Below are 11,460 nucleotides of genomic sequence, written 5' to 3' on the forward strand. Positions count from 1 at the left end.
ATTGCTCCCTCACCTTTCCTCTTCTATGGAGAAGCTATGGCCTCGCCAGATCCGGACGCTCCAAAAAGCTCTACGGTACACGATCCCAAGGTTTTTGAGTATCACAACCCGGCAGGCGGTTGGGGCGCACTCAAGGCGGTCAGCAAGCATTTGCTGCATAGCCGCTCCCCGGCCACCAACGCCCGCTCGCTGTTCAAGCTTAACCAGCCCGATGGGTTTGATTGCCCAGGCTGTGCCTGGGGCGATCCTGAACACGGCTCCTCGTTTGAATTTTGCGAGAACGGGGTAAAAGCCGTGACCTGGGAGGCCACCTCCAAGCGTGTTACCCGGGACTTCTTCGCCAAGCACACCGTCAGCGAGCTTAAAACCTGGGATGACTACCGTCTAGAAGACCAGGGGCGTCTGGTCGAGCCGATGCGCTATAACGCCGAGACCGATCATTACGAGCCGATTACCTGGGATGCGGCGCTGAATCTCGTTGCCGCCGAGCTTAAAGCGCTGCCCACGCCGGATGATGCGATCTTCTATACCTCGGGCAAGGCGGGCAACGAATCGGCGTATGTTTTCCAACTGTTGGCGCGGCTTTATGGCACCAACAATCTGCCTGACTGCTCCAATATGTGCCACGAAGCCAGCGGCGTTGCGCTGACCAAAGCGCTGGGCACGGGCAAAGGCAGCGTACGGCTGGAAGATTTTGAAAAGGCCGATGCAATCTTCGTATTTGGCCAGAACCCTGGCACCAACCATCCGCGTATGTTGGGCACGCTGCGCGAAGCGGCTGAGCGTGGCGCTACCATCGTCAGCTTCAACCCCCTGCGCGAACGCGGGCTTGAGAAGTTTGCCGACCCGCAAAAGCCCCTTGAGATGCTACATAACGGCAGCCATAGGATCAGTTCCCATTACTTCTGCCCCAAACTGGGCGGCGACATGGCGGCGGTGCGTGGAATGGCCAAAGCCCTGTTTGAGCGTGACGCGGCAGGCGAAGCGGTGCTTGATCACGCTTTCATGGCCGAACACACCATTGAGCTGGATGCTTATCGTACCTTAGTGGAAGCAACCGCCTGGGAAACGCTGGAGGCTCAATCAGGCTTAAGCCGCGCACAGATGGAAGAGGCGGCCGAACTGTATGCGCGCTCCAAGGCCACTATTATCTGCTGGGCCATGGGCATCACTCAGCACGTGCACTCGGTACCGACGGTACGTGAGATCGTTAACCTGCTGATGCTGTGCGGTAATTTAGGTAAACCCGGTGCGGGCACCTCGCCGGTACGCGGCCACTCCAATGTGCAGGGTGACCGCACCATGGGGATTTTTGAGCAGCCCTCCGATGAACTGCTGGATGCCTTGGAAGCTCGCTATAACAAGCCCATGCCGCGTGAACATGGCGTGGATTCCGTGGCCGCCGTGCACGCCATGCGCCATCAGCCCGGCAAGGTATTTATCGGCCTGGCGGGCAACTTTACCCGGGCGATTTCTGATAGCCGGGTGACTGAGGCGGCGATGGCGCAGTGCCAGCTCACGGCGTTTATCAGCACCAAGCTGAATCGTAGCCATCTGATTACCGGTCGCGATGCGTTGATTCTACCCTGCCTGGGGCGTACCGAAATCGACCGTAACAAGGCGGGTGAGCCTCAGTTGATCACGGTAGAAGATTCCATGAGCATGGTGCACAGCTCGGCAGGAATTAATCGCCCGGTAGATGCCTCGCTGCCTTCAGAAATCACCATTTTGACCGGCATTTCTGAGCGCTTGTTGGGCAGCGAGGTAGTGAACTGGGCAGCCATGCGCGAAGACTATGACGTGATTCGCGAGCATATCGAAGCGGTCATTCCCGGCTTTGAGAACTTCAACGAACGCGTTCGCGTGCCGCGGGGATTTTGGCTAACCAACCCCGCGTTCGAGCTGTGCTTTCCTACCGAGAGCGGCAAGGCCGAGTTTTCTGATGCGCCCCTGCCTGAGCAAGTCATCCATCAACAAATGGCGACCCGCCAAGGCGGCTGGCTCACCTTACAAACCATGCGCTCTCACGACCAGTACAACACCACGGTATACGGCTACAATGACCGCTACCGGGGTATCGAAAACGGCCGTCAGGTGATTTTCCTGAACCGTAAGGACATCGACCGGCTAGGCGTTAGCGCCGGGCAGTGGGTGGATTTGATCGGTGAGTCGGGCGATGGTATCGAACGGCGCGTGGACGGCTTCAAAGTCGTGGCCTACGACACGCCCGAAGGCTGCGCCGCGGCCTACTACCCTGAAACCAACCCGCTGATTCCGCTGGATCATAAGGGCGATCAAAGCCATACCCCAGCGTCCAAGTCGATTGCCATTCGTTTAGAGCCGAGCACACGGATTGCTTGATCTATCTGATCAAATGGCGAATCAGCAGGAACTGCAGCGCGCACTCGCGGCGCTGCAGGATGCTCACCCTGAACTCGACACGCTGGCAGCCTTGGTGTTGCTGGCACTGCGCGAGTCACCGCCCGCCGAAAAAGGCATTTCCAGTGCGCTACTCGCCAGGCATCTTAATATCGAACATGCCTTGATCCGCCGCGCTTGCGCGGAGCTTGAAGATGCGGGCTGGGTGAGTACCCAGCCCGCAGGCGGCGCCAGCCCGGCGTTACGGGTGAGCTTACTGGCCAGCATTTGAGCGTTAAGCATATAGATTTAGCCTGACGAAGCATCAACACGGCATTACTAACTTGGTAGGGTGAGTCTGGCACTATTTTGTAAGATATAGCTTAATTTTTTGTAGGACATTGACGCTTTAAAGCGTTGGGCTCTTGCCCTGCCAGTCTAGCTCGCTACTCTAAGCGCTTCTTATTAGCACGTAGTGCACCAAGGAGCGGGAAAATGGCGGATAAGACAGGGCTGCAATTTACGTTGACCCTACCGGGGGCGAATGGCATCGCTGTGGTGCGATTTACCCATCGCGAAGCGCTTTCCGAGCCATTTATCCTCTCAGTGGAGTTCGCCAGCCGCATCCACGATTTATCACCTTCCGATTGCCTGGACCAGGCCGCTACGCTCACGATCTGGCAGGATGGCGAGCCGCTACGCCGCATCCATGGCATTGTAAGTGAATTTGGCCGCGGAGACCGCGGGCACCGCCGCTCCTTCTATCATGTGGAAATCCGCCCGGCGTTGTGGCGGCTTTCTTTGCGTCATAACTCGCGTATTTTTCAAGATACCAATCCTTATCAGGCTATCAATATCTTAGCCAGCGAACGCGGTATTACTGATTTAGGGTTTGCTACGACACGAACGCCACCTACGCGGGAGTTTTTGGTTCAGTATCGAGAAACAGACCTGGCCTTTATCGAGCGCTTGGCGGCTGAGGAGGGGTGCTTCTATTTTCATGAGTTTGAAAACGCCGAGGGCGGCGCGCATCGGCTAGTGTTTGCCGATGCCACGGTTATGCTGCCCAATATTGGCGAACGTGCCTACCACGCGCGAGCAGGCGGGTCTTCACCCAAGCGGCATATACGCAAGCTGCGCCAGATTAGTCGGGTACGCCCCGCTTCAGCCTCGCTAAAAGATTACAGCTTTAAAAATCCAGGCTATGCCCAGCGCCATGAGCATCTGGCACCGGGGCTTGGCGAACACGCTCAGCGGGAAGATTACGAGCACTACGATTATCCGGGCCGCTACAAGAAGGATGCCTCCGGCAAGCCGTTCACCCGCCATCGGTTAGAATCTTTGCGTGCCGATGCCTCTACCGCCGAGGCTGAAAGCGACCTGCCCGAACTCGCCCCCGGCCGATGCTTTACTTTGACCGACCACGATGTCGAGAGCTTTAACGGCGATTGGCAGGTGGTATCCGTCGTCCACTATGGTGAACAGCCCCAGGCGCTAGAAGAAGACGGCATGGCGCGTGGCAGCGCGACCTCGGACCAGGCGGGCGAGCAGATGACCCGCTACCACAATAACGTGGTCATTATGCCGAGGGACCAGATCTGGCGGCCTACGCCTAACCCCAAACCCCGCGTGGATGGCCCCCAGGTAGCCTTTGTAGTGGGCCCTGAAGGCGAAGAAATCTACTGCGACGAGCACGGCCGGGTCAAGGTGCAGTTCCCTTGGGATCGATACAGCCAGGCGAACGAAACCGCCAGCTGCTGGATCCGCGTGGCTCAGGGCTGGGCCGGCGGCGGCTACGGCAGCATGGCCATTCCGCGTATCGGGCATGAGATTTTGGTGTCGTTTTTGGAGGGCGACCCGGACCAGCCAATGATCACCGGGCGCACCTATCACGCCTCGAACATTCCGCCGTACCCACTGCCGGCCAACAAGACCCGCACGGTCATTCGTACCCAAAGCCACAAGGCCGCTGGCTTCAACGAGCTGCGCTTCGAGGATGAAGCGAATGAGGAGCAGATCTGGCTTCACGCCCAGAAGGATCTTGACCTGCTGACCCTCAACGACCGTAGCGAAGAGGTCAAACGCGACAATACCCTGCACGTCTACCGGGACCGCACCACGGACATCGACCGCGACGAAACGCATCTCGTTCATCGCCATGAAACCCATATCGTGGACGGCAACGAAACCCACACCGTGCACAAGCACCGGCGCAAGACCATCGACGGCAATGAAACCGACCGCATCGGCAAGCACTGGTCGACCAAGGTGGGCAAGAACAAGACCGAAACCATCGGCAAGGCGTACCTGCAAAATGTCGGCTTGGCGCGCATGGAGAATGTAGGCCTGGGCTACAGCCTCAACGTCGGCGCGCTGATGAACACTCTGGTGGGGCTGAGCCAGACCACGCAAGTGGGGCTCAATCATTCGCTGAACGTGGGGCGCAACATCACCCTCAAGGCGGGCAACCAGCTGACACTTCAGGTGGGCAACAGCCGGCTGGTGCTCACTGAAAATTCGATCTACCTCGACGCGGGCGAGATCCACGTCAAGGCGGGCACCAAGGTGCATATCGACGGCCCGGATGATGTGCTGCTCAACACCGGCACCGCCCAGCCCGCCCCCGGCAGCGAGGAAGACGGCGCCGAGAGCGACCCGATGAACGACCCCATGGTCAAAGACGGCAATACTCCAGGGTGGTGACATGGCCAATGTAACCAACCCAACGCCGTTTCCGCATGCGCTGTATCGCAAGCTCGGGCCGGGCGGTCTGGAATACCAGGTACTGGCCGTACGTGGCACCTTCCGGTTTAGAGGAGATCGAGAGCCGTTAGGATTGTCCGCTACCCAGCATCCCATTCGCTGGCAGGAAACGTATGCGGGTGGCCCGGAAGGCAGTCAACAGCGTTTTGTTGTCAACGACAGCGATCTCATCGTCGGCAAGCCAACAACGGATATTCACGTCAGCGGCACTTTGCGCGCGCCCACGGGCCAGCCCAGCAGCACCTGGCGGGTGGGGGTCAAGGTTGGGGCAGTGAGCAAGTACTTGAGAGTATATGGCCCGCGCGATTTTCAGTGGCGGCTAATGGGTGGCTGGAAGGTTACCCCACCCGAACCTGTCCATGAAGTACCTCTGGACTACCGCTACGCCTTCGGCGGGCACTTTAGCCCGGCAGAAGCGCATGATGCGGCCGCCAGCGCGGATTCTTTGCTCTATTATCCACATAACCCGGCAGGCTGCGGCTGGTTGCCCACACGGGCCGATTACCGGCGCTTGCCTAAAGAGATTGCCAGGCCGCTCAAGCAGGAGCTGGAGGCAATCGCACAGCTCCCCGCACCGCAACTCGAAGATCCTGATTTTCCGATTGCCTCTCCTTTGGACAGGCCATCACCGGCCGGCTTCGGGCCCATCGCCCGCTGGTGGCAACCGCGCCTTGACCATCAAGGCACACTCGATGAGACGTGGCTGGCCCACCGCTACCCGCTGTGGCCGGAGGACTTCAATTCTCGCTTCTATAACAGCGCTCATCCCGACCTCATCATGCCGGAGTATGTGCAGGGCAATGAAGAGATCATTCTGACCAATTGCCTGGCCGGGAGCCAATTAATGCCCGCCGGCCAAGGGACGAGCAGCTTTTATACCCACCGGAGCCGCTTGCCTGGCCTCAATATTCAGGCGTTGGCCGAGCAGCCTAGCGGCAAGCGCACCGTCACCACGTTGGCACTGGACACCATCAGTATTGATCTCGATGAGCGCGAGCTAACCCTGACGTGGCGCGCGCTCTTTCCCACCGATGATCCCGTACGGCGAATGATCGTTGCCGCTTCTGCGCTTCGCACCAGGAGGCGGGCATGAGCGACGAGTTCAACGAACCGGAACGACTGGAAACCCTGACCGTGGTGGCGGATCGGTATCCGCCGCCCGATGACGAAGACATGCCGTCGGCGCCCCCGCCGCCGCCGCCCACGGAACCGCTCAGCGGGCAAACGCTGCACGTTGGCCTGGCCGATTATACGTACCTTGCCGCCTGCAGCGAGCCGGATTTTTGCCGCGTGGGCAACAGCGTGGTGGGCTTCGATTCCACGGCCACGCTGGATAATCCGGTGCGTTACTCACCTAACGTGGTCGCGGCGGGACGCGAGCTTTATCGCGTCGGTGACCTGTTTCAGGGCGTACAGGGCGATGCTGGGCAACACGTGGTTTCCGGCACTTCGCAGGGCAGCGGGCATGTGTTGATTACCGGTGGGCAGGACAACGTCAAAGCCAACGGTTTGCCGATAGCTCGCCATGACAGCCCCTGCCAGATCAACTGTAATGCCTCTGGAGTAGGGGGCGCCGCTGGTTATCTCACCACCGTGCAAAAGACGGTGGAAAGTACGCCCGAGCCAGCGAGCGGTGAAGGGCCTGACTATAACCCCGGCGAGGAGGGCGGCCGCGTCGTCCGCGACAAATGGGAAGGTGCCAAAGCGGCGGCCAAGACGGCCTGGGAATCACTGCCTTTCACCCGCGATGAGGCCTCCACGGACGCCGCCCGCGGACGGATCGTACAGAGCACCAAAGACACTTACGAAGGGCTGAGTACACTGGCCGGGCCTAGCCTGATGGACATCGCCGATAGCGCCGTCGGCTGGGCCACCGGCGATGCGGAACGCGCCGGACGGCTCGGAGAGGAGTTGCAGCGCACCGGAGATGCTTGGGGCGGTATTTGGGACGCAGGCGTGGAAGCCTGGCAGGAAGCCGAGGAGCGCAACGGCTTCTTCGGTGCCATCGAGATGAGCGCAGCAGCGATAACATTCGAGCTCATAGGCGGCAAAGGCGCGGGAGCGGCCAAGACGGCGGGCGAGCTGGGGAGTGTGGCTCGGCGTACACCGGAGACGCCGCCTAGAACCCCTGATCATGGGGTGCATGTAGAGCAGGCACCTACTAGACTAAAAAGTGATGAGAGCCACAGTCGCGATACAAGGTTTTTTAATAATGAACCAGTAGATTGGAGTGCATCTCGTCCAAAGGGGACACAGTTCGATTACGAAGTATTCCAAAGAAATGATATTGATTGGGGGCAAATTAGAACAGCAGGTGATAAGCGATTTGTTGATAAGACAAATGCTGAGGCTGCTGCAAAAGGGCTTTCCCCTCAATTACCTGATGGTAATTTTGCGACGCTTCACCATCTTGGTCAAAAATCTCCAGGGCCATTGGTAGAAGCAAGCACAAGGTATCATGGTGTAGGTAAACCTGGGCAAGATATCCTGCATAGCCAATATGGTAGAAGTAAACCACATCCAACGCTGCAACCGGATCGCAGAAAATTCGATGTTGATACGCGCGAATATTGGAAGTGGCGCTCAAAAAATAGAAGGGAGTAATCTTAATGACAGACATAAATAATTTGAGAACTCGTTATGAGGCTATATACGGGAGTGAGCCGTGTAATGATTTTGCAATCTTTGAGATTGAGGAAAAATTAGGTATTAGGCTGCCCGAAGATTTTAAAGAAATATCAACATTTTATTCCGGTGGCCTGCTGGGGGGTATCAGTCATCACGAAATAGCAAATATAAGTGAGGCCACAAATATTGTTCAGGAAACATTAAGATTGAGACATTCTATCGGCTTACTGGATTGCTATGTGGTAATAGCTGAACCCTCTGAGAGTTTAATTGTTTTAAACACTGATGAGCAGCCTGCTGTCATCTGGTGTGATGCAGTAGAGGCAAAGAATATTAATTCATTAAGTTTTAATAATCAGCCGGACACCTGGAGGAGTTACAAAGAATTTTTTTCCTATCTATTAGATGAGGAAGAGGACGAATAGCTACATAGCTTTAAGAGTGTTCAATGCTTTGTCAGTGACCTTTCCCCTGAATTAGGTGTTTGGTCCCTCGAATTGAGGGTTCGGATCATTAGAAAACCTTTCGGACTCTTTTTGCCATTGCTCAAGGATAAGAGTACGTTTCAAAACCTGCCTTGCCATCCATTATAGCAAATAAGCGAGCGGCTAAGAAGCGTAAGAGCATAGTGGATGTCAACTTGGCGCTCATACCGTGTGACCAGGTGCCTAAATTTACTTAACCAAGCAAAGGTGCGTTCGACTATCCCGCGATGGCGCCCAAATCGTTGGCTGTCTTCAATGCCTCGGCGCACGACACGAGGTTAAATATTTCGTATATGGCATGATCGGCGGCAGCGGCGATGATCATACGCCTTGTCAGCGTGGAGCTTATCTGGACGGCTGCGTGGTCTTTCACATCGGCCCTACCCCAGATGAACATGATCCAGCAAAGCACTCAGTGGCATGTCATTCATATTGGCACCTGATGATAGGACCACTAGTGGAACGCCTCGCCGATCTGTCAGTAAGTGCCGCTTGGTTCCTGGGTAACCTTGGTCTGTCGGGCTAGGGCCGGTAGCGGCCCCTTTTTTTTGGCTGGCAACGTAACGCTATCCATGCGTGCAGGGAGGGTTGATAAATACTTGATACGCGTCAAAGCCGATGGCTCATCGCGGGTAAGATTGCTAGACGAGAATGCTAGAGTAATAGGTGATGCCCCGGGTTTTTAAAGTATTAGGGAGAAAAGCGCATGCTACGTGAGAAGAGCCTGGATAGAGATAATCTCGATAAATATATTGCTTTTAAAGATACTACTATCGCTCGAGACAAGCTCGAAATTGATTCTCCTGATGCTCTTCCGGCGACGGGGAAGGTAATAGGGGCTGCAATGCTTTTTTCGAGTATTATGGAATATCTTGTCGCCCGTTATTCGCGGGGGGATGATTTGACCATTATCCAAGACTACCTACCGGATTTACTTGAGCAGCGCGAAAAGCTACTTTACTACAGCGATGCATTACCTGAGGAAAAGCAAGAGAATAGGTTGATGTACGAGCGCTTAAGCGATGGGGCTTATATTGAGTACAGCCGCTGGTTAACCATGGCCGTCTGTTTGGGAGTCGGCGATGCACATATTAAACGCGCCCTGGAACTGATCGATAACGCCGGAGTTGATGCGTTGCTTGACCGAGTTGCTATCGCTCTGGGAGATAGTGAGCGTGCGGTGGCCACAGATCTGCTCTACCCCAAGCCCTATGCCCCACTCTATGAGGCACTGGATGCGCCCACTGATCAACAGGGTAAATTGATCAAGAAATTTCTTGATGGCTATGCCAATACCGTCAGAAAGTGGGGAATCTCTATCATCCGTGAGAAAGAATGGAAAAATCACCCAGGCGACTGGTGCTTCGAGGCCGCGCTGGTCGTCAAGCTGTTCAACATCGATGACAGTACCTTCCGCGACCACCCGCTCTATCCTGCTGCCTTGATCCACGGAGACCCGATATGAGTGCTGAAATATCGATGCGCGATACTCGCAAGTCACCGGCCTATTTCACCGCGCTTCTCAGCGAACTGGACCTGGGTTTGCAAGGCGAGCCGACCGACCCCGTCAACCGATTGCCGGACGACCGGGTACGCAGCGCTTGGCAGCTGTTTGAGGGCGCGCTCTATCGCCTGGTCGCACACTACTCGCAAGGAAGCGCGCTGGATAGCTTACAACCCTACCTGGATGATGTGTTGAGGCGACGCGAGCAACTGGCCGAGTACGGCGAGAAGCTGCCGGAACGTCAACAGGTCATGCGGCGTTCGCTGGAGCAGTTCGACCCTCGCTTCAACACCGTTGATACCTACCTTTACCACCTCTGGTGGTGGTCGCTGGCGATTTGCCTGGGCGTAAGTGACGAATATCGTCAACGGATGCTGGCGGTCACGGGAAATGCGGGGCAAGATGCGCTGTTTGATCAGCTGGCGGCTCGGCTCGCAGCCCTTGAGCGGCCTATTGCGGATTCACTGTGCTATCCCGATATTCACGCGCCGCTGCTTGAGATCACCCAGTTGGCGCCGTCTTTGCGTTCGCAATACCTGCAGCGCTACCTAGACGACTGGTATCCACGCTGCGCTCCAGCCGCCTGGTACGATAACCATCTCAGCGAGGATGACGAGTACGAACTGGCGGATTTTTATGTCGGCTACTGGTGCTTCGAAGCCGCTCTGATCGTCGCGCTTTATGATATTGATGATACGAGCTTTCGTGATCATCCGAACTATCCGGCAGACCTGGTTGCGTATTATCGGAACTCTCGTACTTCTGCCTGATGCTCTTTTTCTCTGCAACGTATCGCCCTGCCGAGTTATTACAGTATCTACTTTTATAATGACGCTTATCCTGGCCTCATGAGTGGTTTGATGAGTAAGCTCCAGGTAGGGCCATTGTTTAAACAACGACTCGTCTATCGCGTGCAGGAGTTCCAGTGGCATTTGTTACCGTTAATGGGCGTTTAAAATGCTAAGTGATATGACTGCTACTGGAAAGAGGCTAGGCCCGGAAGATTTGGAACGAGCTGAGAATGAGCTGGGATATGAATTGCCTGTTGCGTATAAAAAATTTTTATTAAAATATAACGGAGGCGTGCCGCTAGAAAGTTATATTGATTTTGAGGCTGAAAAATTAAATCTGCCAGGTGATGAGGTGAAAAAGTTTTATGGGCTGAATGCAAAGCCAGCAAATGATATTCTCTATAAGATGAAAGAGGTTGGTCATAACCTTCCATTAGGTCTTGTTTTTATTGCAAATACTCATGGGGGTAACTTTTTTCTACTGTCGTTGCGAGATGACTCTTATGGGCATATCTTTTACAAAGATCATGAATTCGAAGATAAGTCTCCTTTTAACCCGAGTAACAATATACTGCCCGAAAGCATCATAAAGGTATCTAATACCTTTAGTAGTTTTTTAGATGCCCTTTATGAGGATGATGAATAATTTAACTTGAAATCTTTATTTTAAATAAAACCATGCTGTAATTGAGTATAATATTTAAATGGTTCAGCAAGAACACAGAAGGTCTCTTATACTCATAAGGCCCAGAGCTTAGCAGGTGGTTACGGCAGCATAGCCCTGTATCGGCCATGATATTTTAGTTTTTTGAAGAGTGACCCGGACCAGCCACTGATCACCGGGCGCACCTATCACGCCTCGGATATTCCGCCGTACCCACTGCCGGCCAACAAGACCCGCACGGTCATCCGCACCCAAAGCCACAAGGCC

The 11,460-nt window shown here is 55.2% G+C and carries 9 protein-coding genes and 2 pseudogenes; 10 read left to right on the forward strand and 1 reads right to left on the reverse strand.

The features are described 5' to 3' along the window. Positions 1–36 precede the first annotated feature (36 nt). From ACT3R7_RS06140 to ACT3R7_RS06165, 6 genes are all read left to right on the forward strand, one after another. On the forward strand, positions 37–2,361 hold the full coding sequence (locus ACT3R7_RS06140; RefSeq protein WP_192538823.1) for an FdhF/YdeP family oxidoreductase: 2,325 nt from the start codon (positions 37–39) through the stop codon (positions 2,359–2,361). Beyond that, the gene (locus ACT3R7_RS06145; RefSeq protein ID WP_192538824.1) at positions 2,354–2,650 is read left to right on the forward strand and encodes a MarR family transcriptional regulator; all 297 of its coding nucleotides are present in this window, start codon (positions 2,354–2,356) and stop codon (positions 2,648–2,650) included. Before ACT3R7_RS06140 ends, ACT3R7_RS06145 begins: the two co-directional genes overlap by 8 nt. 203 nt (positions 2,651–2,853) lie before the next feature. After that, a complete protein-coding gene (locus tag ACT3R7_RS06150; protein ID WP_192538825.1) occupies positions 2,854–5,061 on the forward strand; it encodes a type VI secretion system Vgr family protein in 2,208 nt (735 codons plus the stop codon). Position 5,062: 1 nt separating this feature from the next. Next, complete coding sequence (locus ACT3R7_RS06155; protein WP_192538826.1) at positions 5,063–6,214, forward strand: DUF2169 family type VI secretion system accessory protein; 1,152 nt, start codon at positions 5,063–5,065, stop codon at positions 6,212–6,214. After that, entirely contained in the window at positions 6,211–7,725 is a 1,515-nt protein-coding gene (locus ACT3R7_RS06160; protein ID WP_192538827.1) for an HNH/ENDO VII family nuclease, read from the forward strand. The genes ACT3R7_RS06155 and ACT3R7_RS06160 overlap by 4 nt, the downstream gene beginning before the upstream one ends. Before the next feature lie 5 nt (positions 7,726–7,730). Then, positions 7,731–8,174, forward strand: a complete 444-nt coding sequence (locus ACT3R7_RS06165; RefSeq protein ID WP_192538828.1) for an SMI1/KNR4 family protein — start codon at positions 7,731–7,733, stop codon at positions 8,172–8,174. 140 nt (positions 8,175–8,314) lie between these two features. Here the strand turns inward: ACT3R7_RS06165 and ACT3R7_RS06170 are convergent. Then, positions 8,315–8,814 (reverse strand): annotated as a pseudogene (locus ACT3R7_RS06170) (transposase); the annotation flags it as partial. 126 nt (positions 8,815–8,940) lie between these two features. Here ACT3R7_RS06170 and ACT3R7_RS06175 point away from each other — a divergent pair. The 4 genes and pseudogenes from ACT3R7_RS06175 to ACT3R7_RS06190 form a co-directional block, all read left to right on the forward strand. Continuing rightward, positions 8,941–9,699 carry a PoNe immunity protein domain-containing protein gene (locus ACT3R7_RS06175; RefSeq protein WP_192538829.1) on the forward strand — a complete coding sequence of 253 codons (759 nt, stop codon included), beginning with the start codon at positions 8,941–8,943 and terminating at the stop codon, positions 9,697–9,699. Then, a complete protein-coding gene (locus ACT3R7_RS06180; RefSeq protein WP_192538830.1) occupies positions 9,696–10,508 on the forward strand; it encodes a PoNe immunity protein domain-containing protein in 813 nt (270 codons plus the stop codon). The genes ACT3R7_RS06175 and ACT3R7_RS06180 overlap by 4 nt, the downstream gene beginning before the upstream one ends. Positions 10,509–10,695: 187 nt before the next feature. Then, complete coding sequence (locus ACT3R7_RS06185) at positions 10,696–11,175, forward strand: SMI1/KNR4 family protein (RefSeq protein ID WP_192539968.1); 480 nt, start codon at positions 10,696–10,698, stop codon at positions 11,173–11,175. A gap of 156 nt (positions 11,176–11,331) precedes the next feature. Beyond that, positions 11,332–11,460 (forward strand): annotated as a pseudogene (locus tag ACT3R7_RS06190) (bacteriophage T4 gp5 trimerisation domain-containing protein); the annotation flags it as partial.

The sequence above is a fragment of the Halomonas sp. AOP43-A1-21 genome, assembly GCF_052376775.1.
Classification (GTDB): Bacteria; Pseudomonadota; Gammaproteobacteria; order Pseudomonadales; family Halomonadaceae; genus Vreelandella; species Vreelandella colorata.